Here is a 24,660-nt window from a genome sequence, read left to right on the forward strand (position 1 = left end):
AATCGCTTACTTTGCAGAAATCGCGGCCCAGAATCTGCAAAGTGCGCGATTCGAACGGCTATTCCTTGACGGCGCCCGCGGTGAGGCCCTGCACGATCCAGCGGCTCGCGAGTGCGAACATCACCATGGTCGGCAGGATGGTCAGCACGGCTGCGGCGCTCATCGAGCCCCAGTCGATGTTGAACGTCGAGATGAAGCCGTTCAGCGCCGAGGGCACGGTGCGGTTCTCGTCGGTGTTCATCAGCACCACCGACAGGAACAGCTCGTTCCAGCAGTTGACGAAGTTGAAGATGAACGCCGCGATGATGCCCGGGGTCATTACCGGGACCAGCACCCGGAACAGGGCGCCGAAGCGCGAGCATCCGTCGATCATCGCGGCCTCTTCGAGCGCATCGGGGACGTTCTCGAAGAAGCCTCGCAGCATCACGGTCGAGAACGGGATGCAGATCGCGATGTAGACGAGGATCAGGCCCGGCTTGGTGTCGACGAGCCCGAGGTCGGTCATCATCGAGTACAGCGGACCGAGCGCGATGAAGGCGGGGATCATCTGCGTGAGCAGGAACGCGACCAGCACCGTCCCCTTGCCGCGGAACTCGAAGCGGGCGATCACATAGGCGCTGAGCAGGGCGATCAGCGTCGCCACCGCACCGGCGACCGTCGCCACGATCGCCGAGTTCGCGAGGAAGACTCCGAACGAGCTCTGCTGGAACAGGCTGACGTAGTTGACGAAAGACGGCTCGCTGGGCCAGTACTCGATCGGGAACGAGTTGATCGTGCCGGGCGACTTGAAGGACGTCAGTGCGATCCAGTACAGCGGGAACAGCGTGATGACGAGCCAGAGGGCGAGACCGACGACGCGGATGACGCCGCCGACCGAGATCTTGCGCGCCGGTCGCGGTGCCTTCGCGATGTCGGGGACGGTGAGCCGCCGGGTCTCGGTGACCGTGGTTCCGGTGATGGTCATCGCTGGACCCTCCGCATCGCCATCAGGTAGAACGCGCAGAACACGAACAGGAACGCGACGACGATGAGTCCGATGGCGCTCGCGATGCCGTAGTTGCCCTGCTGTGTGTAGTTGATCATCCACGTCGTGATGATGTGGGTCTGGTTCGCCGGCCCGCCGTTGGTCATCGCGTAGATGATGTCGGGGAAGTTGAAGATCCAGATGACCCGCAGCAGGATCGTCAGCAGCAGGGTCATCGAGATGTACGGGATGATGATCGAGAACAGCTGACGCACCTTGCCGGCGCCGTCGAGGCTCGCCGCCTCGAGCATCTCATCGGGCACCGACTGCAGCGCCGCGAGGATCATGATCGCGAAGAACGTCACTCCGTACCAGATGTTGGCCACGATGACCGCGAACATCGCGAGCTTCGGGTCCGCCAGCCAGGGCAGCGGGGCGTCGATCAGGCCCGCCTTCATGAGCAGGTCGTTCACTACGCCGAACTCGGCGTTGAACATCCAGCGGAAAAGCATGCCGATCAGGAAGCCCGACACGGCCCAGGGGAAGAACACCAGCGCCTGGTAGACCCCGCGGAAGCGGAACCGCTTGCGCAGCGCGAGCGCGATCAGGAATCCGATCACGAGCTGGGGGACGAGCGAGCCGACGACCCACAGGACGGAGTTCCAGGCGACGATCGGGAAGGCCGGGTCCTGGAAGACCGTGACGAAGTTGTCGAAGCCCACCCAGGGGGTCGACGTGAGGTCCCACAGGTTCCAGTCATGGAAGGCCATGCGCGCGCCCTGCAGCATCGGCCAGTAGGTGAACCAGCACACGAACACGATCGCCGGGGCCATGAAGGCCAGCAGCGTCAGCGCGTGGCGGCCACGGAAGGGGCGGCGCCGGCGGGATGCCGGGGAGGCCCCGCCGGCGGTGCCGACGGAGCCCCCTTCGAGAGTGGTCCGGGACAAGGATCAGCCCTTTTCCGCGGCGTACTTCTCGGTCCAGAAGGTGTCCCACGACTCGAGCAGCTCGGCGGTGCTCATGTTGCCCAGGAGTACGTTCTGCACGTCCTGGTCGGACTTCTGGATCCACTCGGTCCACCAGCTGACCCCACGCGGCTGACGCACGTTGACGTAGGTCTCGGGGTCTTCGGTCATGGTGACGTAGCTCGTCCACGGGCCGGTCGAGTAGAACTCGTCGTCCGCGGCCTCCGAGATGATCGGCACGAGGCTGTTGGCCTGGGCGAATTCGGTGGCGGGCTCGGCCGACGAGAGGAACTCGACGAGCTTGACCGCGGCATCCTGGTGCTCGCTGTTCTCCGCGACACCCCAGCCGGCGACGGCGAGCGGCTGAGCCGCCTTGCCCGAGGGGCCGACGAGCAGCGGGGCGGTGTCCCACTGATCCTCGGTCAGCGAGGAGTCCTGCACGGTCGCGATGACCTCGGGGTCCTGCAGCAGGAACGCCGTGGTGCCGTTGGTGAAGCCGGCGACCATCTCGGGGTAGCCCCACGACACGGCGGAAGGCGGGGATGCCTCCTTGAAGAGGTCGAAGTAGTCGTCGACGGCCTCCTGCGCCTCGGGAGCGGCGAAGATCGTCGATCCGTCTTCCATCAGGAATGCGTCGTCGACGTCGAGGCCGTCGATCGTGTAGGCCTCGATCGCCGCGACGACGTTGCTGTTGGCGTTGGCGCCACCGCGGAAGGCGTAGCCGTAGATGTTGTTCGACGGGTCCTGGATCGCGCTGGCCTGCTCGAGCAGGTCCTTCCAGCTGTGCGGCGGTCCGTCGAAGCCGGCTTCCTCGACGAGGTCGGTGCGGTAGAACAGCGACAGGCCATAGAAGCCGTAGGGCACGAAGTAGCTCTTGCCGTCGGCGGCCACGGAGGCCGACTGCGCGTTGTCGGTCAGGGCGTCCCAGCCGTCCCAGTCCTCGAGGTCGGCCGAGATGTCGTGCAGCCAGCCGTTGTTCGCGAACGGGCCGACGGTGATGTCGCGGACCTCGAGCACGTCGACGCCCTTGCCCGACTGCAGCATCTGCTGGATCTTCGCGTCGGCCTGCTCGGTCGGGGGCGAGACGAGCGTGACCTTGATGTCGGGGTTCTGCTTCTCGAACTCGTCGAGCAGGCCGCGGATCAGATCGGTGCGCGCAGGGTTGGTCAGGCTCTCGACCATCTGCAGGGTGACGGTGCCGTCGGCGGAATCGCCGCCGCCTGCGGAACAGCCGGTGAGCGCGAGTGCGGCGACGGTGCCGATTCCCGCGGCGGTCGTCAAGATTCGGTTCTTCTTCACGAGGTGCCTCTCAGTTGGTGATGTGGTGGGTCGGGTGGTGGTTCGGGTGGTGGGTGGTGTGGTGAGTCGGGTCAGGAGACGATGATCGAGTCGGCGGTGCGGATGCCGGCCCGGCGGAGGATCTGCGGGATGCAGCGCTCGACGAAGGCCTCGAAGTCGGACGCCTCGGTGTAGAGGTGCGCCGAGAGGCGGAAGTACCCGATGCCGCGGAAGCTCGTGAACGCGGTCTCGACACCGGTCTCGTCGAGCAGGTCCATGCGCAGCGCGTCGGCCTCTTCACGGGTCGATCCGAGTCCGAGCGGCAGGCGCACGAGGCGCATCGACGGCACGGGGGACGGCAGGGGAGTCAGAGGGTCGACGTCGGCGAACGGGCGGAAGCCCTCGGCGATGATCTCGGCACCGGCATCCGCCATCTGCGCCATCGCCTGGCGGGCGTTGTGCCAGCCGAACTCGGCCTCGATGAACTCGATCGATGCCGGGGTGGCGAGATAGGTCGTCGCGTCGATCGTGCCCTGGGTGTCGAAGCGCTCGGGGTAGGTCTCGTTCGCGGCCCACGAGTCGATCAGCGGCCAGAGCTCGTCGCGGTCGGGAGCGGTCGTGACGAGCAGCGCCGAACCGCGGGGGGCGCAGGGCCACTTGTGCAGGTTGCCGAACCACCAGTCGCCGCCGGCGACCGCGGCGGCATCGGCGACGAGTCCCGGAGCGTGCGCGCCGTCGACCAGGGTGCGGATGCCGCGCTCGGCGGCGAGCTCGGCGATGCGGCGGGTCGGCAGCATCCGCGCGGTGGGCGAGGTGATCTGGTCGACCACGATCAGGCGCGTCGCGGGGGACAGCGCGTCGGCGAAGCGCTGCACGACCTCGTCGTCGGAGGCGAGCAGCGGCAGCTCGACAGCGCGGACGGATGCTCCGAAGCGGCGGGCCAGGCGCTGTGCGCCCATCGTGATCGCGCCGTAGCCCTGGTCGGTGACGAGGATCTCATCGCCGCCGTCGAGCTGCAGCGAGTTGTAGACGACCGTCGCGGCCGCTGAGGCGTTGGGGACGAAGACGCTGTCTTCGGCGTGGGCACCCACGAACGGGGCGGTGTGCTCGCGGGCGTCGCGCACCCGCTCGGCGATGCGGGGGAACCACTCGACCGGGCTGAGGTCGGCGCGGCGCCGCAGGGCGTCCTGCTGCGCGACGACGGCCGTAGGCACCGCGCCGAACGAGCCGTGGTTCAGATGGATGACGTCGGGATCGAGCGGCCACGCATCACGGGCTCGAATGCCGGAGTTCAGCGTGAGCGGTGCGGGAAAGAGTGGTGCGGGCATCGGTCCTCGTCGGTGCAGTGGGGGAGTTGTTGCACAACTTTGCCACACGGCTTGGGAAATGGCTACGAAAAGACGAGGATGAAACATAGTTGTCATACGAATTTGACGAAGGGTCTGTGTCCGACAGACTTCTCGACAGGGCGGGGCGGTGTCAGGAGGATGACGATGAGCGCTTTGGACACGGCTCTGCACGGGCTGCGGACGCTGATCGCCGACGGCGAGCTGAAGCCCGGCGACCGGCTGCCCAGCGAGGGCGAACTGTGCGAGACGCTGGGCGTCTCACGAGGATCGCTGCGCGAGGGCATCCGGATGCTGGCCGCACTCGGTGTGCTCGAGACCCGCCATGGCTCGGGCAGCTATGTGAGCGAGCTCCGCGCCGCCGACCTGATCGGCAGTCTCTCGCTCACGGTCGGACTGCTGCCCATGGCCGGAGTGCTGGAACTGACCGAGCTGCGTCGAGTGCTCGAACCGCACGCGGCTGCGCTCGCCGCCGCCCGGATCGATGCCGCGACGATCGAGGAGCTCAGCGGGGTGCTCGACGAGATCGAAGCCAGCGACGACTTCGAGCTGCATTCCCGCCTCGACCACGCGTTCCACATGACGATCTCGGAGGTGGCCGGCAACGACGCCCTCACGAGCCTGATCGACGTGCTGCGCTCGCGCTCCCGGGCGTATCGGATCCCGGATGCCGGCGACGCCGCCGAACTCAAGCTGCACTCGGATGCCGGGCACCGGGCGATCCTTCGCGGACTCGCGGCGGCCGATCCCGTGGCTGCATCGGCTGCGGCGTCCGCTCATGTGGCTCAGACCGAGTACTGGGTGCGCCGGTACACGGATACGGACATGCGAGCCGAGGGGTCGTCTGTCCCGTCGACGTCTCCGTGAGGTTCGCGCCTGCGGCGTTGTGCGCCCGCGGACGTTCCCGTCGCAGTTGGTGCCGCTTCGCCTGGTTCTCGGCGTCACGAAGTGCGACCGGAACGGAGGGTGGCGGCACGAAGTGCGACCGGAGCTGAGGGCGCTCCGACGCGTCAGGCGAGGGTGATGTCGACCTGGATCTCGGTGGCGATGCGCTCGAGGTCGCGGCGCAGCGCGTCGAGGTCGACGGATGCGGGGACCCGGGCGATCACGGATGCCTCGAACAGGCGGCCGCCGGCCATCGCGGCGTCCCTCGTCTCGGTCGCGAGCTCTTCGATGCTGAGTTCGTGCGCGTTCAGCACGTTCGACACCTCACGGACGATGCCGGATCGGTCGTTGCCGAGCACGCTGATCTCGAGCACCTGCGCCTCGGCATCCGCAGCGGGCGCGCCGGTGAGCACCGCCAGCGTCAGCAGACCCTGGCCCTGGAGCTCGCGGAGCGCGGCTTGAAGCCCGTCCGAATGCTCAGGAGCGACCGAGACCTCGATCACGCCCGCGAACGTGCCGGCGAGTTCGGCGAGCGAGCTGTTCTCCCAGTTGCCGCCGTGTGAATCGACGACATCGGCGACCGCCGCGACGAGACCCGGACGATCGGCACCCGCGACAGTGAGGATGAGAGTAGTCATGCGGCCAGCGTAGCCGGGGGTCGGTCGGTGCGCAGCGAATGCCGCCGCCACGCGAACCACGCGAGCAGCAGGGGGATCACCGCCACGACCCACGATGCCGGGCTGCTGATCGCGATGGCGAACACCCCGCCTCCGGCGACCGTGATGGCCGCGCACGCAGACTTCGCCACGAGCTCGCCGAGCCCGGACAGCACCGCCGGGCGAGTGATCGAGACGCCCTGCAGAGACGCGCGCAGCAGGAAGACGAGCGCCACCACCGGGTAGAACAGTGCAGACACCCGGATGTAGGTCGTCGCCGCATCGACGACCGTCGCATCCGTGTCGCCCAGGAAGGCTGTGGCGATCTCACCGGCCCACGCGATGACGAGCGCGCTCTCAGCGATCGCGAGCAGCACGCAGAGGGCACTCGCCTGCCTGACGCCGTGGCGCACGCGTTGCAGATTCGCCGCTCCCGCATTCTGCGCGCAGTACACCACCATGCAGATGCCGAATGCCGCGAGTGGGGCCAGTGCGAAGCCCTCCACGCGCATCCCGATCGACACGCCTGCGATGCTGGCGGCCCCGAGGGAATTCGCTGCCGCTTGGAGCAGCACGTTGCCGACTCCGATGCCCGCGGACTGGAAAGCCATGGCTGCGCCCTGTCGTGCCTGGGGACCTCCTCCGGCCAGCGCAGGCCACGAGCGCGTATGCAGATTCCGGTGAGCTCGGAGCAGAACGACGAGGCTCAGTGCAGCGGTGCAGAGACCGGCGCTCTGCGTGGCGAGTGCGGCTCCGAGCACGCCCATCTGCGCCGCAGCGACGAGCCACAGTGCGACGGCGGCATTCACCACTCCGCTGACGAGCATGATGATCGTGGGGCGGATGCTGTCGCCGAGACCTCGGATCGAGTGCGTGCAGAAGTTGGCGAACGCGGTCAAGGGCAGACCGAGGCAGAACACGAGGTAGAACGTGGTGGCGTCCGAGCGGATCTCGTGCGGAACGCCGATGAGAGTCATCGCGACAGGCGCTGTCAGGGCGAGCAGGGCACCCGCCACCCCGCCGACCGTCGTCGCGATGAGAGTGCCGGTCCAGAAGCTGCGTGCCACTGCGTTGTGGTCTCCTGCGCCGTGAGCCTGAGCCAGCCGGATGGCGACCCCGGCCGTGAAGGCGAAGACCGTGCCGAACAGCAGCGACACGAGACCGAAGGACGAACCGACCGCGGCGAGTCCGTCTTCGCCGACGAACCGGCCGAGGATCAGCGAATCGATCGTGTAATACGACTGCTGGATGACGTTGCCGATCCAGATGGGGACGATGAATCGCAGGATCGCTCTCCATGGCGCACCCTCGAGCAGCGTTCTCGCCGGGCGGCGGACTCGAGCGTCACTCATCGCTCACCGGGGTCTCGGTCTCGGTCGATGCCGTCGCGGCAGAGTCGAAAAACGGCACGGGCGCCCCCGGGTTCATGTCGTTGATCGCGCGTCTGCACGGATCGGCAGCGGGCCGCCGCGAAGATTCGCTCGGCACTACCGAAGCTAACTGCTCGAAACCTGTATTCCGATATGAAGCGGAGCGCTCCGGTGCCCCGGTCTGCGGGCAGAAGGTGGCGCGGCTCAGCCGACCCAGTCGCCGGTCTCGAGGAAGTGATCGAGGCGGTCACGATGCGGGGCGAGATCCCAGCCCTGCCCAGCGACCCACTCGTCGTTGAAGTAGGTGCCGGCGTATCGGATGCCGCTGTCGCAGATGAGCGTGACGATGCTGCCCGTCTCTCCCGCCGCGCGCATGCGCGCGATCAGCTGGAAGGCGCCGTACAGATTCGTGCCGGTCGAGCCGCCTGCCCAGTGCAGGGTGCGCTCGCGCAGCATGCGGATCGCGGCGATCGACCCGGCGTCGGGAACGCGGATCATCTCGTCGATCACGGTGGCCACGAACGAGGCCTCGACGCGCGGACGGCCGATGCCCTCGATGCGGCTGGGGCGCCCCGCGGGCGGATCGACGGTGCCCGCCCACCCGTCATAGAACGCCGAACCCTCGGGGTCGACGACCGCGATCTGCGTCTCGTGGCGGCGGTACCTCACATAGCGGCCGAAGGTGGCGCTCGTGCCGCCGGTGCCCGCGCCGACGACGATCCACCGGGGGATCGGATGCCGCTCCTGCGACAGCTGGCTGAACACGCTCTCGGCGATGTTGTTGTTGCCTCGCCAGTCAGTGGCCCGCTCGGCGAAGGTGAACTGATCGAGGTAGTGACCGTGGCACTCCGACGCCAGGCGCTGCGCCTCGGGGGACATGTCCTCGGCGCGGTCGACGAAATGACAGCGTCCGCCGTAGAACTCGATGAGGTCGATCTTCTCCTGGCTCGTCGAGCGCGGCACGACGGTGACGAACGGCAGCCCCAGCATCCGCGCGAAGTACGCCTCGGAGACGGCGGTCGATCCGCTCGAGGACTCCACGAGAGTCGAGTCCTCGGTGATGCGGCCGTTGACGAGTCCGTACAGGATCAGCGAGCGCGCCAGGCGGTGCTTGAGCGACCCGGTCGGATGCACCGACTCGTCTTTCAGATAGAGGTCGATGCCCCACTCGGGCGGCAGGGGGAAGAGGTGCAGGTGGGTGTCGGCACTGCGGTTGGCGTCGGCTTCCAGCAGGGCGATCGCGGTGCTGGTCCAGTCGCTCATGATTCGAGCGTAACGCCCCGCTATCTGGCGGTGTAGCCGCCCTCGCCCGTCTCGCCGTCGTAGGTGAAGATCTTCTCTTCCAGCGTGATGTTGATGTCGTCGCCGAGAGGCTGCTGCGCCAGAAGACGCTCCTCGAGCATCGCCATGCGCTCGTCGTACTCCTGCGCCTGCGCCTCGTCGACGCCCCAGATGGTCGCGACCTTCATGTCGGTGAGGAAGTAGAGGAAGGCCGAGACGGCCGTGCGATTGAACTCGGTGTCGGGGATGCTCTGCCAGAGCGCGCCGCTGTCGCGCAGGCGCTTGTATTCGTCGATCTTCGCCTGGAGCGCGTCGGCGATCTCGGCGCCTGCCGCGGCGTCGGGATCACCGCTGCCGTCTGAGGGGTCCTCGGACGGAGGATCGGACGGGGCCTCGGAAGGCTGGTCATACGGGTCTTCCGCGATGCCGCTCGGGGGTGCGACGGGCGACGGTGATGCCTGGGATCCCCCGGCCAGCAGGCCGATGAAGACGGCGATCGCGACGATGCCGAGCGCGACGACAGCGCCGATGACGCTGAGCAGCACAGCGGTGCTGCGCGAACCCGACCGCGCGGGCGGCGGTGCCACGCTCGACAGCGGGTATGCGCCCTGGTCGTAGAGCGGCGGCTGACCACCCGACGACGGGTATGCGGGCTGGGTGTACCCGGGCTGCGGGTATGCGGTCGGGTTGTAGCCGGGCTGCGGGTACCCGGGTGGCGGCGGCGGAGTCGCGCCGGGCCAGGGAGCCTGAGGAGCCCCGGGCGCGCCCAGGGGCGGCGCGAGCGGCGTCGTGGCCCAACCGGGCGAGTCGTTCGGGGCGATACCGCCCATCGGAGCATCGGCCGGCTCGGGCGGGCGCACCGCCTCCGGTGGTACGACGTGCTCCGGTGGCGATCCGGCATCCTGCTCGTTCGTCATCAGACGACCTCCCCCGAGACGGAGCGCACTCCGCACCCCCTGCGAGAAGGCTAGCCGAGGCCGCCGACGTCAGCTCACGGTGCCGGCGCGTGACGTGCTGCCGTCGCCGTCGACGTGCAGCAGCGACGCCTGCGACTGCTCCTGCTGCAGCTGGAACTCGAAGCGCGAGCGGTCACCGCGGTGATGGGCCACGAAGTACTCGATCGGCGTGCCGTCGGCGGACCGGCTCACGCTGCGCAGCCGCAGCAGGGCGGAGCCGGCGCTCACCCCGAGGTGCTGCGCCTGCTCGTGCGTCGCGACGGTCGCCTCGGCCGAGCGCACGCCGCTGGTGGCTACGATGTCGTGATCGGCGAGCAGGCGGTACAGCGACCTCTCCGACAGATCGACGCCGAGTGTGACGCCGCCGACGGCATCCGGCATCCAGGTCGTCGAGAGCGACCAGGGTTCGCCGTCGACATGACGGAGGCGGTCGAGCACCACGACCGGCGCGCCGGGCTCGACCTCGAGCGCCGCCGCGATCTCGTCGTCGGCGAGTGTCTGCTCGTGGCGCAGCACGTCGCTGTGCACGTGGCCGCCGCGGCGCTCGACGTCGTCGTAGAGTCCGATCAGGGTGTGCACCAGGCTCTCGCTCGTGCGCGGACGCGAGACGAACGTGCCCTTGCCCTTGACGCGCTCGACGAGCCCCTCGTGCTCGAGCTGTGCGAGAGCCTGACGCACGACGGTTCGCGAGATGCCGTAGCGCTCGCACAGGCGGTGCTCACCGGGCAGCGGGTCGCCGGGCTGCAGGCCGTCTCTCGAGATGCCGTCGACGATCAGCTGACGCAGCTGGTCGTACATGGGCGCGGCGGAGTGGCGGTCGATCGCGTCGTTCATATCAGTACGCCACGCCCGCGTGCAGGATCACGTTCGCGTAGGGGGTGAACTCTCCCGAGCGCACGAACGCGCGCGCCGAGTGGGTGAGCTCCTTGAAGGCGACGTGGGGGATCAGCTCGATCTCGAAGTCCTGGTCGGCGAAACGCTCACGCAGCGCGGCGAGCACCTCCGGGCTCTTCTCGGCGACCTCCGCCGACACGGTCGCCCCTTCGACGACAAGCTCGGCGAGCACGGTGTCGAGCACGTCGAAGAAGGCCGGGGCGCCGGGGCGGTAGGCGAGGTCGATGCGCTCGGATCCGGGTGGGATGGGCAGGCCCGCGTCGGTCACCACGATCAGATCGGTATGGCCGGTCTCGCTGATCACGCGCGAGAGTGCCGGGTTGATGGTCGTCGCTGTCTTGCGCATGGTGTCTCCTCGGGAGGTCAGTGGGCTTCTCGGGCGGCCAGGAAGGCGTCGACCTCGGCGCGCTGCGGAAGACTGGGCGATGCGCCCTGCTTCGTGACGGCGAGGGCCCCGGCGGCGGTCGCGAGACGCACGGCATCCGTCAGCTCCCAGCCGTTGGCGAGGGCGGCGCCGAGGTACCCGGCGTACGCGTCGCCGGCCGCGGTGGTGTCGACGGCCTCGACGGGGAAGGGCGGGATGACGGATGCTCCGGCTGCCGTCACGACGCACGAACCCTGGCCCGCGAGCGTGATCACAGCAGCCCCGACTCCGCGGTCGAGGAACCAGCGTCCGGCGAGCGCCGCCGAGTCGGCATCGGTCACCTCGAGGCCGCTGAGCACGGAGGCCTCGGTCTCGTTCGGGGTGACGATGTCGATACTCGCCCACACCGCGTCGTCGAGCGGAGCTGCGGGGGCGGGGTCGAGGATGACGGTCATGCCGCGTTCTCGCGCTCGGGCCGTGATGTGCGCGGTGAGGGCGGAGGGGGTCTCGAGCTGGGTCAGCAGCACCGAGGTGCTCGGTGCGAGCGCTTCGAGCGCGGCGTCGATCTGCTCGGTGCTGAGGGCGGCGTTGGCGAGCGGCACCATGACGATGTCGTTCTGCGCCGATGCGTCGACGCGGATGTGCGCGATGCCGGTCGGTCCGGGCACCGTGCGCAGGTGCGAGAGGTCGACTCCGGCCTCGCTGAGTCCGTCGACGACGAGGTCATGGAAGAGATCGTCGCCGACGCATCCGACGAAGCTCGTCCGGGCGCCCGAGCGTCCGGCCGCGACGGCCTGGTTCGCGCCCTTTCCGCCGAGCATCAGCGTGAACTCGTCGCCGAGGATGGTCTCGCCGCGGGCCGGAAGCCGGGTCGAGAAGGTCGTCACGTCTGCGGTCACGCTGCCGACGATGACGACGCCGGTGCGATCGGGCGAGGTGGCGGCTGTCATGGCACTCCTGATCGTCGTCGATGCGGGGTGCTTTGACATCCTCCGCGGCTGTCATTACATTAGCCGAATCCGAACCTGTAACGACAGGTTGTGCACAAGGAGACCCGATGACCTCGCTGGCCCCCCGTCTCTACGTCGACAGCGCAGACGTCGATCGCGTCTCCTCGCTCCTCGCTGCGGGTGTCGTGCACGGCGTGACGACGAACCCCACGATCCTCGAGCGCGGGGGTCGCAGGGCCGCCGAGATCCCCGATCTCTACGCGCGCTGGTCAGAGGAGGGCGCCCGAGAGATCTTCTTCCAGACGTGGGGCGGCGACGCGGCCTCTTTCCTGCGCAACGCCGAGGGCATCCGTGCACTCGGGGACCGCGTCGCCGTGAAGGTGCCGGCGACCCGCGACGGCTTCGCCGCAGCATCCGCTCTGGTCCGTGGCGGCGCGACCGTGCTGGTCACCGCCGTGTACTCGGTCGCACAGGCGCTGGCGTGCGCCTCGATCGGTGCGCACTACATCGCTCCGTACCTGGGGCGCATGCGGGATGCCGGCATCGACGGCGACGCCATGATCGCCCGGATGCAGGAGGTGTGCGCCGGGAGCGGATCGAACGTGCTGGCGGCCAGCCTGCGCTCGCCCGACGACATCACCGGCCTGCGCCTCGCGGGGGTGCCGTACTTCACGGCGGCGCCCGACGTGATCGAGCAGGTGCTGTTCCACGAGGTCAGCGACAGCTCGGCCGCCGAGTTCGACGCCGCGATGGTGCGACTCGGGGCCTGACGCCCGGCCGTCAGGCGGATGCCGCCTGACGCAGCCACCGCTCGACGCCGGCGATGTGCGCCGTGGCGAGCGATGTCGCGAGACCGGAATCGCGCCGGGCGATGGCATCCGCGATCGCGCGATGCTCCGACAGCGTGCGTTCGACGGCTCCCCCCTCGGTCAGGCCCCGCCACACCCGCGCGCGGACGGTCTGGCTGCTCAGGTGCTCGATGAGGCTGGCGAGGTAGGCGTTGCCGGCCATGCCGACGATCTCGCGGTGGAAGCGGATGTCGTGCTCGACGAGCTCCTCGATGCTGACCGTCGAATCGATCGATGCGACTTCTCGCTCGAGCCCTGTGATCGCGTCGTCGGTGCCGAGCGTGGCGGCGAGGCCGGTCGCCTGCGACTCCAGCATCCGTCGCACCGCGAAGATCTCGAGCATCGAGTCATCGTCGTGCATGTCGACCACGAACGAGATCGCCTCGAGCAGCAGATGGGGTTCGAGGCTGGTGACATAGGTTCCGTCGCCGCGCCGCACATCGAGCACCCGGATCACCTCGAGCGCCTTGACGGCCTCGCGCATCGAATTGCGTGACAGGCCGAGTCGCTCGGACAGCTCCTTCTCGGGAGGAAGCCGGTCGCCGGGAGCGAGTTCGCCCGACACGATCATCGCCTTGATCTTCTCGATCGCGTCGTCAGTCACTGCCATGGCGTCATCCTAACCATTCATCGGATGTCTGAGGCAGGATGGGGGCATGCGCGTACTCGATTCGCACCTGCACCTCTGGGATCCCGAGCTTCTGCACTACACCTGGCTCGAGGGTCCGCTCGCGTGGTTGTTCGGCGCGACCGAGATCGAGCACGCCCGCATCGCCCGTGCGACGACCGAGCGCGCCGTGTTCGTGCAGGCCGAGACGATCGAAGACGACTTCCTGGGCGAGGTGCAGTGGGTCGCCTCGCTCGCCCCGCGCGTGGGCGTGGTCGGCATCGTCGCCGGTGCGCGACTGGATCGCGGCACCGACACCACGGCCCACCTGGAGGGTCTCGACGCCGAGCCGCTCGTGGTCGGGGTGCGGCACAACCTGCAGGGCGAACCCGACGGTCTCGCTGTGTCGGCCGACTTCGTGACCGGAGCGCGCGAGGTCGCGGCGCGAGGGTGGTCGTTCGATGCGTGCGTGCGCGCCGCACAGCTGCCCGAGGTGGCCCGCCTCGCTGGGGCGGTGCCGGAGCTGCGGATGGTGCTCGATCACCTCGGCAAGCCCGAGGTCGGCACGGCGGATGCTCCCGCGGCGCCGACGATGGAGTGGGTGCGCGACCTGGACGACCTGGCCCGGCATCCGAACGTGTGGTGCAAGCTGTCGGGCCTGCCGGGCGAAGCCGGCGGCGACTGGTCGGCGGAGCAGCTGCATCCGTTCCTCGACGCGGCGGCCGACGCGTTCGGAGGCGAGCGGCTCATGTGGGGCAGCGACTGGCCGGTGTCGGTCATCGGGCCCGCCGAGGAGGGCGACCCGCACGCCAACGAGGACGGCTCGCCGATGTATCAGCCGACGGCGCGCATCCGATGGGCGGATGCGGTCATCGCCTGGGCCGAGCGCCGCGGGCACGACGTCGACGCGATCATGTGGCGCAACGCCGAGGAGTTCTACCGCATCGGTCAGCGCCCGGCACACGCGGATGCCAGCGACGAACGCCCCCGCCGCGGCATCCTGGGGTGGCTGCGGGGCGGGCGCTCGTAGGCATTCCGTCGCCCCGCGCCTTTCGTTCCGGTCGCACTTCGTGTCGCCAGCCTGCGTTCCGGTCGCACTTCGTGTCGTGTGCCTGCGTTCCGGTCGCGCTTCGTGTCGCCAGATGCCGCATCGGGCGGCACGAACTGCGACCTGAGGGCCAGCAAGGCAGGGCTGGGCACGGGGCGTGTCACCGGGATGCGGCGAGCGCCCGTCGCACGCGGTCGACGAGATCGACCGGTCGGGCGAGGAGCTCGGCGGACACCTCGATCACCGTCCACCCCGCGTCTCGGAGCGCGGCGATCCGTTCGACATCCGCCGCGTAGCGCGAGTGATGGAGCATGCTCTGATACTCGATCGCGACCTTCCGCTCGGGGTAGGCGAGGTCGACGCACGCGAGGAAGCGCCCGCCGGCGTCGTAGACGTCATGATTGAGCTCCGGCTCCGGCATGCCTGCGAGTACAAGATGACATCGGACCTTCGATTCTCGCGGCGACCAGGAATCCTCCCGCACGAGATCGACGGCCTGCCGCAGGCGCTGGATGCCGACGCGCCGGCCCGACGCGATCGTCGCCCGCAACGTGTCTACGGTGGCCATCGGGCGCCGCCCGGCGTCCGGGCGGCCGTAGCCTGTGCGCCAAGCCCGGCAGAAGTAGTCGCCGAGAGCCACCAGATCCAGGAGGTCCCACGATCCGAGCTGAGCCCACGCAATCTCAGGCCGGGCGATGCGCGCGCCGCCGATTCCTTCGAAGGTCGCCGCTGAGGTCTGAGCCCTGTGATGCGCGATGCCCTTCGCTCTGACGAGCGGTCCTGACCCGGCCGTGGAGACGTGGACAGGCAAGGTCATCCCATTCACCGGACGGCCCTCGTGCCGCACGAGAGGCAGCGGACCGCCGAGCAGCGCGACGGCCGACTCGTGGCTGAAGAACTGATCGCCTCGCAGTCGGGGAACGTAGTGCTGAGCGCGCAGGCGACGCTGGGCGGCCTGTCGCTCGAACGGATCGAGGTCGTCGAGCTCCGGCTTCTCCTCACAGATGCGCACGCCGCGAAAAGGGATCTCCAGATCTGCCCGGCGCAAGCGTCCACGACTCACGCCGGCGGACCCGGCATCCTGCACGCTGAATCGAGGTCCGAGGTGTTCCGGCAGTGCCCGTGGTCGTCCCATCCCGACACGGTGCCAGTGGATCGCCGGGCATTCGCGACTATCCACAGGGTTCGGACACCGCAGTCCCGGTTGAGGGCCGGCATCCCGGTCGCAGTTGGTGCCGCTCGCCGCTGCCTCGACGCTGTTCCGGTCGCACTTCGTGCCGGTAGTTCACGTTCCGGGCGGCACAAAGTGCGACGGGAGCATGGCCGGGCGGCACGAAGTGCGACCGGAGCGCGGGGCAGCGGGCTGGAGCAGCACGCTGCGGGGCTGAGGGAGCCTCAGCTGCCGACGGGGCGAAGACGCAGCTGAGCCATGCCTCCGTCGACCTCGATGAACGTGCCCGTGGTCGAGCCGGCGGCAGGGCTCACCAGGTAGGCGACCGCTGCGGCGACCTCGTCGGGGGAGACCAGACGGCCGTGCGGCTGGCGTGCCTCCAGGGCGGCGCGCTCGGCGGCCGGATCGTCGGCCGAGTCGAGCAGGCGTCCGACCCACGGGGTGTCGGCGGTGCCCGGGTTGACGGCGTTGACGCGGATGCCTTCGCGCAGGTGGTCGGCGGCCATGGCGCGGGTCAGGGCCGAGACGGCACCCTTCGACGCGCTGTAGAGCGCGCGCTGGGGCAGGCCGGTGGTCGAAGCGATGGATGCCGTGTTGCAGACGGCCGCGCTCGGCGACTTCTTGAGCCAGGGCAGCGCCGCCGAGGTGACGCGCGCGATGCCCGTGACGTTGATCGAGAGCACGCGCGCCCATTCGTCGTCGTCGTTCGCGCTGATGTCTCCCTGTGCACCGACCCCGGCGTTGTTCACGACGATGTCGATGCGGCCGAACTTCTCGGCGACGGCGGCCACGGCGGCATCCACGGAGGCGCGGTCCGAGACGTCGGCCGTGAACGCCGCGTGGGCGGCATCCGTCCCGGAGGTGTCGCGGTCGAGCACGGCGATCTGCGCGCCGTCGGCGTGCAGGCGGGCGGCGATCGCCGCGCCGATGCCCGATGCCCCGCCGGTGACGATGGCGACGAGTCCGTCGAGTGCTGCGCTCACTTCTGTGCCTCCCATGCCACGAACTCCTGGCGCTGATGCCCGAGTCCCTCGATCTCGATCTCGACCACGTCGCCGGCCTTCAGATACGGGAACTTGCCGCCGAAGGCCACGCCCTGCGGGGTGCCCGTGAGGATCAGGTCGCCGGGCTCGAGCGTGACGTACTGCGACAGGTGGTGCACGATGACGCGCACGTCGAAGATCATGTCGTCGGTGTTCGAGTCCTGGCGCGGCTCGCCGTTGACCCAGCTGCGCAGCCGCAGGTTGTCGACGTCGACCTCGTCGGGTGTGACGAGCCAGGGGCCGGTCGGGTTGAAGCCCGGGGCGATCTTGCCCTTCGACCACTGCCCGCCCGAGACCTCCATCTGGAACGCGCGCTCCGAGACGTCGTTCGCCACGACGTAGCCGGCGATGTGCGCCTCGGCCTCGTCGGTTGAGTCGAGGTAGGCCGCGCGTGCCCCGATCACGATGCCGAGCTCGACCTCCCAGTCGGTCTTCTCGCTGCCCCGCGGGATCGTGACCGCATCGTTCGGGCCGACCACCGTGTTCGGGGTCTTCAGGAACATGATCGGCACGGTCGGCGGCTCGGAGCCTGACTCGCGCGCGTGGGCCGCATAGTTCTGACCGATGCAGATGACGGCGCTGGGCCGGGCGATGGGCGCTCCGATGCGCAGCGTCTCGGCGCCGTCGAGCGCCGGGAGCTCGTCCGCGGCTCGGGCGGATGCGACGCGGGCGCGAAAGTCGCCGGCGAGGAAGTCACCGTTCACATCGGATGTCACGGAGCGCAGATCGAGGTACCGGTCGCCCTCGACGAGGACGGGGATCTCGGCACCGAGGGTGCCTAGCCGTGCGAACTTCATGTCTCTCCTGCTCAGTGAGGTGTCCGTGGTGACGAGACGCCTCAGCGCGGCCCGTCTCGTTGACAGTATAGACATCCGATGTTTACACTCCAAGAGATCTGCACGGATATCCTTCCCGTGCACGAGAGGAACCCGTGAGCCGCATCGTCGCCCTCGACACGACCGACATCCGCTTCCCGACATCGCTGAGTCTGGACGGGTCGGATGCCATGAACCCCGACCCCGACTACTCGGCGGCATACGTGATCGTGCGCACGGATGCCGAAGACGGCATCGACGGTCACGCCTTCGTCTTCACGATCGGGCGCGGCAACGATGTGCAGGTGGCCGCGATCGACGCACTCGCCGGACACCTCGTCGGCAGAGAGATCGAGCCGCTGCTCGACGACATGGGCGCGACGTTCCGCGACATCATCGGCGACTCGCAGCTGCGCTGGCTCGGTCCCGAGAAGGGCGTCATGCACATGGCGATCGGCGCGGTCATCAACGCGCTGTGGGACATCAAGGCCAAACGCGCAGGTCTCCCGCTGTGGCAGCTGCTGGCGCGCATGACTCCGGAGGAGCTCGTCGGCCTCGTCGACTTCCGCTACCTGACGAACGCGCTCACCCCCGAGGAGGCCCTCGAGATCCTGCGTGCCGCAGAGCCCGGGCGGCTCGACCGCGAACGTGAGCTGCTCGCCACCGGCTACCCCGGATACACGACCAGCCCGGGCTGGCTCGGATACTCCGACGAGAAGCTCGAGCGCCTGGCGCGCGAGGCCATGGCCGACGGCTTCACGCAGATCAAGCTGAAGGTCGGCGCCGACCTCGACGACGACATCCGCCGGTTCCGCAAGGCCCGCGAGGTGTGCGGCCCCGACTTCCCCATCGCGATCGACGCGAACCAGCGCTGGGAGGTCTCGGAGGCGATCGAGTGGGTCAACGCGCTGGCCGAGTTCCACCCCGCGTGGATCGAAGAGCCCACGAGCCCCGACGATGTGCTCGGCCACGCCGAGATCGCCAGGGGAGTGGCGCCCATCAGGGTTGCCACCGGCGAGCACGCGCAGAACCGCGTGATCTTCAAGCAGCTGCTGCAGGCCGAGGCGATCTCGGTCATGCAGATCGACGCCGTGCGCGTCGCGGGCGTCAACGAGAACATCGCCAACCTGCTGCTCGCCGCGAAGTTCGGTGTTCCGGTGTGCCCGCATGCCGGCGGGGTGGGGCTGTGCGAGGCCGTGCAGCACCTGTCGATGTTCGACTTCGTCGCCGTGACCGGCACTCGAGAAGGGCGCATGATCGAGTTCGTCGACCACCTGCACGAGCACTTCGTGATCCCCACCGACATTCAGGGCGGCTCGTACACGGCGCCCACGGCGCCCGGCTCGGGCATGGAAATGAAGGCCGAGAGCATCGCCGCCTACACGTGGACGGGGCAGCATGTCGGGGTCTGATCGACTGAGTGTCCCCCGACTCGGGTACGGGGCCGCGAACGTCGGCAATCTCTTCCGAGAGCTCAGTGACGACGAGTCATGGGCCGTGCTCGAGGCGGCGTGGGACAGCGGCATCCGCTACTTCGACACGGCTCCGCACTATGGGCTCGGGCTCTCGGAGCGTCGTCTCGGAGCGTTCCTGCAGACGAAACCGCGTGACGACTACGTGCTGTCGACGAAGGTGGGGCGTCTGCTGCGGCCCAACCCCGACCACGAGGGCGGTCTCGACACCGCGAACGACTTCCACGTGCCCGACGACCTCCGGCGCGTGTGGGACTTCTCGGCCGACGGCATCCGCACGAGCCTCGACGAGTCGCGCGAGCGTCTCGGGATCGAGCGTATCGATCTCCTCTACCTGCACGACCCCGAGCGGCATGATCTCGACCTCGCCCTCGCCGAGGCGCTACCGGCACTCGAGCAGCTGCGCGCCGACGGCCAGGTGACCGCCGTCGGCATCGGGTCGATGGTGACGGACGCGCTCGCCGCATCCGTGCGATCGGCCGACCTCGACCTGGTCATGGTCGCCGGTCGCTACACGCTGCTCGAACAGCCCGCCGCCGTCGAGGTGCTGCCAGCGTGCCGGGAGACCGGCACGGGCATCGTCGCGGCATCGGTCTTCAACTCGGGCCTTCTCGCCTCGAGCGAGCCGCGGCGCGACGGACGGTACGAATACGGGCAGCTTCCCGACGAGCTGTGGGAGAGACTGCTGCGCATCGCCCGGGTGTGCGCCGAGCACGACGTGCCGCTGCCCGCCGCCGCGATCCAGTTCCCCCTGCAGTCGGACGTCGTGCGCTCAGTGGTCGTGGGCGGCAGCCGGCCGGCGCAGCTCGCGCAGAACGCCGAGTACGCGTCGCTCGAGATTCCCGGTGCGCTGTGGGACGAACTGGCGGCGGAGGGCCTGATCCCAGCCTGAGTCCGACGCGGAGAGCTCAGCGACCGACGGTCGACTCGCGGACGATCAGCTCGGCGGCGAACGGCGTCGGCGCGGGCAGGTCGGCCGCCGGGTCGGTGAGCTGGCGGATGAGCGCCGAACCCGCAGCCCGGCCGATCTCGTAGCCGGGCTGTCGCACGCTGGTCAGCGGTACGACGGTCTGGTGCGCCTGCGCGACGTCGTCGAAGCCGACCAGCGCGATGTCCTCGGGTACTCGGATGCCGTGACGCAGCAGCTGCGTGAGCACGCCGATCGCCACCATGTCGTTCGCGGCGAAGATCGCGTCGGGGCGCTCGGCGGCGGGCATCTCGGCGATCCGGGCGCCGACGTCGAGACCGTCCTCGGTCGTCAGGTGCGGCACGTCGATCACGTCGATCGCTTCGGTCGCCGCGTCGGCAGCCGTGACGGCATCGCGCAGCCCCTGCAGCCGGTCGTTCGACTGGCTGACGCTCGGCGTGCCGACGAAGGCGATGCGGCGGCGCCCGAGCGACAGCAGGTGCTCGCCCGCGAGCCGCCCGCCGCCGCGATCGTCGAACAGCACCGAGGCGACGGTGGTCGACGGGGGGATGGGGCCGACGACGACCGAGCGGATGCCGCGGTCAGCCAGCTGTTCGAGCCGAGGCACCACGTCTTCGAGGGGGTAGATCACGATGCCCTGCACGCGGTGCGCCTCGAACATGTCGATGTTGCCGCGTTCGACGTCGGCGTCGCGATTGCTGTTGCTGAAGAACAGCGACCAGCCGCCTTCTCGCGCGACGTCCTCGACCCCGCGAGAGAGCTCGTGGAAATACGGCAGCCAGGCGTCGAGCAGGATCAGGGCGAGTGCCTTGCTCGAACCCGCGCGCAGCTGCCGCGCGGACTCGTTGGGCACGTAGCCGAGCTGCGCGATCGCGTCCCTGACCTTCGCCGCACTCGTCTCGCCGAGCACGTGCGGATGGTTGAGGTAGTTCGAGACGGTCGAGGAGGACACCCCGGCGAGGGCGGCGACATCTTTGACGCTGGCGGGCATGGAGCTCCTTGTCGGCGGTGTCGGTGCGCGCATGCGCGAAGCCGGCCGCGCGATCGAGCGGCACCGATCCGTCCACAGTAGCCCAGCGGTTGCAACGTGCCAAGAAAGTTCTTGACACCGCCTCGCAGACCCGCGTACCGTGACCTGAACGCAGAGTTGCAACGTGCCAATCCTGCCGAGGCGAAGGTGCCGCACACCCGTCTCCGAGAGGTCTCATGAACATCGGATGCCACGGACTCGTCTGGACCGGACACTTCGATGCCGACGGCATCCGTCTTTCTGTCGAGAAGACCAAGGCGGCGGGATTCGACCTGATCGAGTTCCCGCTCATGGATCCGTTCTCGTTCGACGTCGCTGCCGCGAAGAGCGCTCTGGAAGAGCACGATCTCGCGGTCAGCGCTTCGCTCGGGCTCTCGGGGGCGACTGACGTCACCAGCTCCGACCCGGCCGTCGTGGCCGCGGGGGAGGCGCTGCTGCTCAGGGCCGTCGACGTGCTCGCGGACCTCGGCGGCCAGCACTTCTGCGGCGTGATCTACAGCGCCATGCAGAAGTACATGGATCCGGTGACGGCCGAGGGTCTGGAGAGCAGCCGCCGCACGATCGCTCGCGTCGCCGACCATGCTGCCGAGCGAGGCATCTCGGTCTCGCTGGAGGTCGTGAACCGCTACGAGACGAACGTGCTGAACACCGCTCGGCAGGCGCTCGCGTACCTGGCGGAGGTCGACCGCCCGAACCTCGGCATCCACCTCGACACGTACCACATGAACATCGAGGAGTCGGATATGTTCGCGCCGGTGCTCGATGCCGCCCCGGCCCTGCGCTACGTGCACATCGGCGAGAGCCACCGCGGCTATCTGGGCACCGGCACGGTCGACTTCGACACCTTCTTCAAGGCGCTGGGACGCATCGCGTACGACGGCCCGATCGTGTTCGAGTCGTTCTCGTCGGCAGTCGTCGCTCCCGACCTCAGTCGGATGCTGGGCATCTGGCGCAACCTCTGGACCGACAACGTCGAGCTCGGTGCGCACGCGAACGCCTACATCCGCGACAAGCTCGTCGCGGTCGACTCGATCAGGCTCCACTGAGCCGGCTCGACCCTCCGATCGGCAGACCTGTTGCCAACTTGTTATTACAGGTCTTCCCTTCAGAAGAAGTCTTAGTTACATTTAGATACAACTTGCGCAGGGTGGGGCGCAGGCCGCAGAATTGATCCGATGTTTCCGGACCCGACCGGAACATCGCATCACGACCTTCAAGGAAGCAGGTGAGCACATGAGTGACCCCATTCTCAGAGTCGAGGGGATCAGCAAGGGATTCCCCGGCGTGCAGGCTCTCAAGGATGTGCACCTCGAGGTGCGAGCCGGCGAAGTGCTGGTGCTCGTGGGCGAGAACGGCGCCGGCAAGTCGACCCTGATGAAGATCCTCTCGGGGATCTACACCAAGGACGAGGGCACCATCACCTTCGAGGGCCAGGAGGTCGAACTCACCAGCCCGCTGCAGGCGCAGCAGCTCGGCATCACGATCATCCATCAGGAGCTCAATCTGATGCCCGATCTCACCGTGGCGCAGAACATCTACGTCGGTCGTGAGCCCACTACGGGCCCCTTCCTCTCGGAGCGCAAGCTCAACCGGCAGACGGCCGAGCTGCTGCAGCGCCTGGACATCAGGGTCAACCCGAAGCAGCTGGTCGGCGAGCTGACCGTGGCCGAGCAGCAGATGGTCGAGATCGCCAAGGCGCTCTCGTTCAACGCCAAGGTGCTCATCATGGACGAGCCGACCTCGGCGCTCACCGACTCCGAGACCGAGACGCTCTTCGTGCTCATCGAGCAGCTGCGGGCCTCGGGCACCGGCATCGTCTACATCTCGCATCGCATGGACGAGCTGCGGCGCCTCGCGGACCGCGTCACGGTGCTCCGCGACGGCACATACATCGGATCACTGGAGAAATCCGAGGCGAGCATCCCGAAGATCATCGAGATGATGGTCGGCCGAGTGATCGACGAGGGAACCCGCCCCGTGGCGCGCGAGCACCTGAACGACCCGGTCGTGCTCGACGTGCAGGGGCTGTCGACCAAGAGCCTGCTCAGCGACGTGTCATTCCAGCTGCACAAGGGCGAGATCCTCGGCTTCGCCGGCCTCATGGGGGCGGGGCGCACCGAGACCGCGCGGGCCATCATCGGAGCCGACCATCGCGACGGCGGCACCGTCTCGATCGGCGGTCGTGTCGCACGCATCACGCAGCCCGCGGATGCCGTCAAGCACGGCGTCGGCTACCTCTCGGAGGACCGCAAGCTGCTGGGCCTGATGCTCGAGCAGGACGTCACCTTCAACACCGTGCTCGCATCCCTCGGGTCGTACGCCAACGCGATCGGCTGGATGGGTGACGGCAAGGCGAAGAACCGCACCAAGGACTACGTCCAGCAGCTGCGCGTCAAGACGCCCTCGGTCAACCAGGTCGTCAAGCTGCTCTCCGGAGGCAACCAGCAGAAGGTCGTCATCGCCCGGTGGCTGATGCGCGACTGCGACATCCTCATCTTCGATGAGCCGACGCGAGGAATCGACGTCGGCGCCAAGGAAGAGATCTACCGCCTGATGCAGCAGCTCGCTGATCAGGGAAAGTCCATCATCGTCATCTCGTCGGAGCTCCCGGAGATCCTCCGAGTCGCGAACCGCATCGCGGTCTTCGCGAACGGTCGCATCACCGGCACGCTCCGCAACGAAGACGCCAGCCAGGAGAAGATCATGCAACTCGCAGCCCACGGAGAGGAAGACTGATGAGCGCTCCGCAGAACGGGTCGTCGACGACGACGATCATCCAGACGGCTCTCGACGAGAACACCGACAAGCGCGACGTGGTCGGCTTCCTGAAGCGTCAGGTGCAGCAGTCCCTCGCATTCGGCACCCTGATCGTGCTCGTGATCTTCTTCTCGATCGCCAGCCCGAACTTCTTCACCTTCAGCAACATCGCGACCGTGCTGCTCTCGACCGCGGTCATCGGCATCCTCGCCCTCGGCACGACGTTCGTCATCATCACCGGCGGCATCGACCTGTCGATCGGCACCGGCATGGCGCTGTGCGCCGTGATGACCGGCGTGATCGTCACCAACCTCGGGCTGCCGGTCTGGGTCGGCGTGATCGGCGGCATCGCGACCGGTGTGCTGATGGGCCTCGTGAACGGCGTCAACATCACGTTCCTGCGGCTGCCCCCGTTCATCGCGACCCTCGCGATGATGATGATCGCCGGCGGACTCGCCCTCGTCATCTCGAACGTCGCGCCGATCTACTTCTCGACCTCGGCACCCGACTTCAAGAAGATCGCCCTCGGCGTGATCATCCCCGGCATCCCGAACGCCGTGCTGATCACCGCCGCCCTCGCGATCGTCGCCTGGCTGGTGCTGTCGAAGACGCTCCTGGGCCGGTACACCTTCGCGATCGGCTCGAACGAAGAGGCCACGCGTCTCTCGGGCGTCAACACGCGCCGCTGGACGATCTTCATCTACATGTTCGCGGGAGCCTTCACCGGCATCGCGGGCATCGTGATCGCCGCCCGTCTCGACTCGGCGCAGCCGCAGATCGGCACCGGCTACGAACTGCAGGCCATCGCGGCCGTCATCATCGGCGGCACCTCGCTGCTCGGCGGACGCGGGTCGATCCTGGGCACCGTGATCGGCGCGCTGATCATGAGCGTGCTCGTCAACGGCCTGCGCATCATGTCGATCCAGACCGAGTGGCAGAACATCGTGGTCGGCATCGTCGTGCTGCTGGCCGTGTTCCTCGACTCGCTGCGCAACCGCCAGCACACCTGATCAAGATCTATCCCCCCCACCA

General features: G+C 68.3%; 24 protein-coding genes. 8 read left to right on the forward strand and 16 right to left on the reverse strand.

Annotation, left to right across the window (positions count from 1 at the left end):
* Nucleotides 1–58: 58 nt before the first annotated feature.
* The 4 genes from AB0N61_RS16270 to AB0N61_RS16285 all read right to left on the reverse strand — a co-directional run bounded on the left by AB0N61_RS16270 (nt 59) and on the right by AB0N61_RS16285 (nt 4,535).
* Nucleotides 59–964, reverse strand: a complete 906-nt coding sequence (locus tag AB0N61_RS16270; protein ID WP_363365400.1) for a carbohydrate ABC transporter permease — start codon at nt 962–964, stop codon at nt 59–61.
* Nucleotides 961–1,911, reverse strand: coding sequence for a sugar ABC transporter permease (locus AB0N61_RS16275; protein WP_167948351.1), 951 nt, complete (start codon nt 1,909–1,911; stop codon nt 961–963). Before AB0N61_RS16275 ends, AB0N61_RS16270 begins: the two co-directional genes overlap by 4 nt.
* A gap of 3 nt (nt 1,912–1,914) precedes the next feature.
* Complete coding sequence (locus AB0N61_RS16280) at nt 1,915–3,228, reverse strand: sugar ABC transporter substrate-binding protein (RefSeq protein ID WP_363365401.1); 1,314 nt, start codon at nt 3,226–3,228, stop codon at nt 1,915–1,917.
* A 71-nt stretch (nt 3,229–3,299) separates the two neighbouring features.
* Nucleotides 3,300–4,535, reverse strand: coding sequence for an aminotransferase class V-fold PLP-dependent enzyme (locus tag AB0N61_RS16285; protein ID WP_363365402.1), 1,236 nt, complete (start codon nt 4,533–4,535; stop codon nt 3,300–3,302).
* Nucleotides 4,536–4,700: 165 nt separating this feature from the next.
* Between AB0N61_RS16285 and AB0N61_RS16290 the strand changes: the two genes are divergently transcribed.
* On the forward strand, nt 4,701–5,420 hold the full coding sequence (locus AB0N61_RS16290) for an FCD domain-containing protein (protein WP_363365403.1): 720 nt from the start codon (nt 4,701–4,703) through the stop codon (nt 5,418–5,420).
* 143 nt (nt 5,421–5,563) lie between these two features.
* Here AB0N61_RS16290 and AB0N61_RS16295 read toward each other — a convergent pair whose 3' ends face one another.
* The 7 genes from AB0N61_RS16295 to AB0N61_RS16325 all read right to left on the reverse strand — a co-directional run bounded on the left by AB0N61_RS16295 (nt 5,564) and on the right by AB0N61_RS16325 (nt 11,909).
* Nucleotides 5,564–6,076 (reverse strand): ACT domain-containing protein, encoded by a 513-nt coding sequence (locus AB0N61_RS16295; RefSeq protein WP_167948355.1) that lies wholly within the window; start codon nt 6,074–6,076, stop codon nt 5,564–5,566.
* Nucleotides 6,073–7,446 (reverse strand): MATE family efflux transporter, encoded by a 1,374-nt coding sequence (locus tag AB0N61_RS16300; RefSeq protein WP_363365404.1) that lies wholly within the window; start codon nt 7,444–7,446, stop codon nt 6,073–6,075. The genes AB0N61_RS16295 and AB0N61_RS16300 overlap by 4 nt, the downstream gene beginning before the upstream one ends.
* Nucleotides 7,447–7,668: 222 nt before the next feature.
* Nucleotides 7,669–8,727, reverse strand: a complete 1,059-nt coding sequence (locus AB0N61_RS16305) for a PLP-dependent cysteine synthase family protein (protein WP_363365405.1) — start codon at nt 8,725–8,727, stop codon at nt 7,669–7,671.
* 20 nt (nt 8,728–8,747) lie between these two features.
* On the reverse strand, nt 8,748–9,662 hold the full coding sequence (locus AB0N61_RS16310; protein WP_363365406.1) for a hypothetical protein: 915 nt from the start codon (nt 9,660–9,662) through the stop codon (nt 8,748–8,750).
* A 69-nt stretch (nt 9,663–9,731) separates the two neighbouring features.
* Nucleotides 9,732–10,535, reverse strand: coding sequence for a GntR family transcriptional regulator (locus tag AB0N61_RS16315; RefSeq protein ID WP_167948360.1), 804 nt, complete (start codon nt 10,533–10,535; stop codon nt 9,732–9,734).
* A 1-nt stretch (nt 10,536) separates the two neighbouring features.
* The gene (gene rbsD, locus AB0N61_RS16320) at nt 10,537–10,941 is read right to left on the reverse strand and encodes a D-ribose pyranase (RefSeq protein ID WP_363365407.1); all 405 of its coding nucleotides are present in this window, start codon (nt 10,939–10,941) and stop codon (nt 10,537–10,539) included.
* A gap of 17 nt (nt 10,942–10,958) precedes the next feature.
* Nucleotides 10,959–11,909, reverse strand: coding sequence for a ribokinase (locus AB0N61_RS16325; RefSeq protein ID WP_363365408.1), 951 nt, complete (start codon nt 11,907–11,909; stop codon nt 10,959–10,961).
* A gap of 107 nt (nt 11,910–12,016) precedes the next feature.
* Between AB0N61_RS16325 and AB0N61_RS16330 the strand changes: the two genes are divergently transcribed.
* The gene (locus AB0N61_RS16330; protein ID WP_363365409.1) at nt 12,017–12,679 is read left to right on the forward strand and encodes a transaldolase family protein; all 663 of its coding nucleotides are present in this window, start codon (nt 12,017–12,019) and stop codon (nt 12,677–12,679) included.
* 10 nt (nt 12,680–12,689) lie between these two features.
* On the opposite strand, the gene AB0N61_RS16335 is transcribed toward AB0N61_RS16330, so the two are convergent.
* Nucleotides 12,690–13,367: a FadR/GntR family transcriptional regulator gene (locus AB0N61_RS16335; protein ID WP_363365410.1), complete on the reverse strand. Its 678-nt coding sequence runs from the start codon at nt 13,365–13,367 to the stop codon at nt 12,690–12,692.
* A 46-nt stretch (nt 13,368–13,413) separates the two neighbouring features.
* Here AB0N61_RS16335 and AB0N61_RS16340 point away from each other — a divergent pair, with 46 nt between their 5' ends.
* Nucleotides 13,414–14,394: an amidohydrolase family protein gene (locus tag AB0N61_RS16340; RefSeq protein WP_363365411.1), complete on the forward strand. Its 981-nt coding sequence runs from the start codon at nt 13,414–13,416 to the stop codon at nt 14,392–14,394.
* Nucleotides 14,395–14,572: 178 nt separating this feature from the next.
* Here the strand turns inward: AB0N61_RS16340 and AB0N61_RS16345 are convergent, their stop codons facing one another.
* The 3 genes from AB0N61_RS16345 to AB0N61_RS16355 all read right to left on the reverse strand — a co-directional run bounded on the left by AB0N61_RS16345 (nt 14,573) and on the right by AB0N61_RS16355 (nt 17,423).
* Nucleotides 14,573–15,424, reverse strand: coding sequence for a hypothetical protein (locus AB0N61_RS16345; protein WP_363365412.1), 852 nt, complete (start codon nt 15,422–15,424; stop codon nt 14,573–14,575).
* Nucleotides 15,425–15,807: 383 nt separating this feature from the next.
* Complete coding sequence (locus tag AB0N61_RS16350) at nt 15,808–16,581, reverse strand: SDR family oxidoreductase (RefSeq protein WP_363365413.1); 774 nt, start codon at nt 16,579–16,581, stop codon at nt 15,808–15,810.
* A complete protein-coding gene (locus tag AB0N61_RS16355; protein WP_363365414.1) occupies nt 16,563–17,423 on the reverse strand; it encodes a fumarylacetoacetate hydrolase family protein in 861 nt (286 codons plus the stop codon). The genes AB0N61_RS16350 and AB0N61_RS16355 overlap by 19 nt, the downstream gene beginning before the upstream one ends.
* A 134-nt stretch (nt 17,424–17,557) precedes the next feature.
* On the opposite strand from AB0N61_RS16355, the gene AB0N61_RS16360 reads away from it, so the two are divergent.
* Nucleotides 17,558–18,853 carry an L-fuconate dehydratase gene (locus AB0N61_RS16360; protein WP_363365415.1) on the forward strand — a complete coding sequence of 432 codons (1,296 nt, stop codon included), beginning with the start codon at nt 17,558–17,560 and terminating at the stop codon, nt 18,851–18,853.
* Nucleotides 18,840–19,805 carry an aldo/keto reductase gene (locus tag AB0N61_RS16365; RefSeq protein WP_363365416.1) on the forward strand — a complete coding sequence of 322 codons (966 nt, stop codon included), beginning with the start codon at nt 18,840–18,842 and terminating at the stop codon, nt 19,803–19,805. The genes AB0N61_RS16360 and AB0N61_RS16365 overlap by 14 nt, the downstream gene beginning before the upstream one ends.
* 16 nt (nt 19,806–19,821) lie before the next feature.
* Here the strand turns inward: AB0N61_RS16365 and AB0N61_RS16370 are convergent, their stop codons facing one another.
* Complete coding sequence (locus AB0N61_RS16370) at nt 19,822–20,832, reverse strand: LacI family DNA-binding transcriptional regulator (protein ID WP_363365417.1); 1,011 nt, start codon at nt 20,830–20,832, stop codon at nt 19,822–19,824.
* Nucleotides 20,833–21,047: 215 nt separating this feature from the next.
* Here AB0N61_RS16370 and AB0N61_RS16375 point away from each other — a divergent pair, with 215 nt between their 5' ends.
* From AB0N61_RS16375 to AB0N61_RS16385, 3 genes are all read left to right on the forward strand, one after another.
* A complete protein-coding gene (locus AB0N61_RS16375; RefSeq protein ID WP_363365418.1) occupies nt 21,048–21,917 on the forward strand; it encodes a sugar phosphate isomerase/epimerase family protein in 870 nt (289 codons plus the stop codon).
* 187 nt (nt 21,918–22,104) lie between these two features.
* Entirely contained in the window at nt 22,105–23,607 is a 1,503-nt protein-coding gene (locus tag AB0N61_RS16380; RefSeq protein ID WP_167948372.1) for a sugar ABC transporter ATP-binding protein, read from the forward strand.
* A complete protein-coding gene (locus tag AB0N61_RS16385) occupies nt 23,607–24,638 on the forward strand; it encodes an ABC transporter permease (protein ID WP_363365419.1) in 1,032 nt (343 codons plus the stop codon). The genes AB0N61_RS16380 and AB0N61_RS16385 overlap by 1 nt, the downstream gene beginning before the upstream one ends.
* The last annotated feature ends 22 nt before the right edge of the window (nt 24,639–24,660 follow it).

It is taken from the genome of Microbacterium sp. NPDC089320 (assembly GCF_040684875.1).
Classification (GTDB): Bacteria; Actinomycetota; Actinomycetes; order Actinomycetales; family Microbacteriaceae; genus Microbacterium.

Coding starts and splice junctions, on each gene's coding strand:
- AB0N61_RS16270 (WP_363365400.1), bottom strand. CDS start 964: ATGACCATCACCGGAACCACGGTCACCGAGACCCGGCGGCTCACCGTC.
- AB0N61_RS16285 (WP_363365402.1), bottom strand. CDS start 4,535: ATGCCCGCACCACTCTTTCCCGCACCGCTCACGCTGAACTCCGGCATT.
- AB0N61_RS16290 (WP_363365403.1), top strand. CDS start 4,701: ATGAGCGCTTTGGACACGGCTCTGCACGGGCTGCGGACGCTGATCGCC.
- AB0N61_RS16295 (WP_167948355.1), bottom strand. CDS start 6,076: ATGACTACTCTCATCCTCACTGTCGCGGGTGCCGATCGTCCGGGTCTC.
- AB0N61_RS16300 (WP_363365404.1), bottom strand. CDS start 7,446: ATGAGTGACGCTCGAGTCCGCCGCCCGGCGAGAACGCTGCTCGAGGGT.
- AB0N61_RS16305 (WP_363365405.1), bottom strand. CDS start 8,727: ATGAGCGACTGGACCAGCACCGCGATCGCCCTGCTGGAAGCCGACGCC.
- AB0N61_RS16310 (WP_363365406.1), bottom strand. CDS start 9,662: ATGACGAACGAGCAGGATGCCGGATCGCCACCGGAGCACGTCGTACCA.
- AB0N61_RS16315 (WP_167948360.1), bottom strand. CDS start 10,535: ATGAACGACGCGATCGACCGCCACTCCGCCGCGCCCATGTACGACCAG.
- rbsD (WP_363365407.1), bottom strand. CDS start 10,941: ATGCGCAAGACAGCGACGACCATCAACCCGGCACTCTCGCGCGTGATC.
- AB0N61_RS16325 (WP_363365408.1), bottom strand. CDS start 11,909: ATGACAGCCGCCACCTCGCCCGATCGCACCGGCGTCGTCATCGTCGGC.
- AB0N61_RS16330 (WP_363365409.1), top strand. CDS start 12,017: ATGACCTCGCTGGCCCCCCGTCTCTACGTCGACAGCGCAGACGTCGAT.
- AB0N61_RS16335 (WP_363365410.1), bottom strand. CDS start 13,367: ATGGCAGTGACTGACGACGCGATCGAGAAGATCAAGGCGATGATCGTG.
- AB0N61_RS16340 (WP_363365411.1), top strand. CDS start 13,414: ATGCGCGTACTCGATTCGCACCTGCACCTCTGGGATCCCGAGCTTCTG.
- AB0N61_RS16350 (WP_363365413.1), bottom strand. CDS start 16,581: ATGGGAGGCACAGAAGTGAGCGCAGCACTCGACGGACTCGTCGCCATC.
- AB0N61_RS16355 (WP_363365414.1), bottom strand. CDS start 17,423: ATGAAGTTCGCACGGCTAGGCACCCTCGGTGCCGAGATCCCCGTCCTC.
- AB0N61_RS16365 (WP_363365416.1), top strand. CDS start 18,840: ATGTCGGGGTCTGATCGACTGAGTGTCCCCCGACTCGGGTACGGGGCC.
- AB0N61_RS16370 (WP_363365417.1), bottom strand. CDS start 20,832: ATGCCCGCCAGCGTCAAAGATGTCGCCGCCCTCGCCGGGGTGTCCTCC.
- AB0N61_RS16375 (WP_363365418.1), top strand. CDS start 21,048: ATGAACATCGGATGCCACGGACTCGTCTGGACCGGACACTTCGATGCC.
- AB0N61_RS16380 (WP_167948372.1), top strand. CDS start 22,105: ATGAGTGACCCCATTCTCAGAGTCGAGGGGATCAGCAAGGGATTCCCC.
- AB0N61_RS16385 (WP_363365419.1), top strand. CDS start 23,607: ATGAGCGCTCCGCAGAACGGGTCGTCGACGACGACGATCATCCAGACG.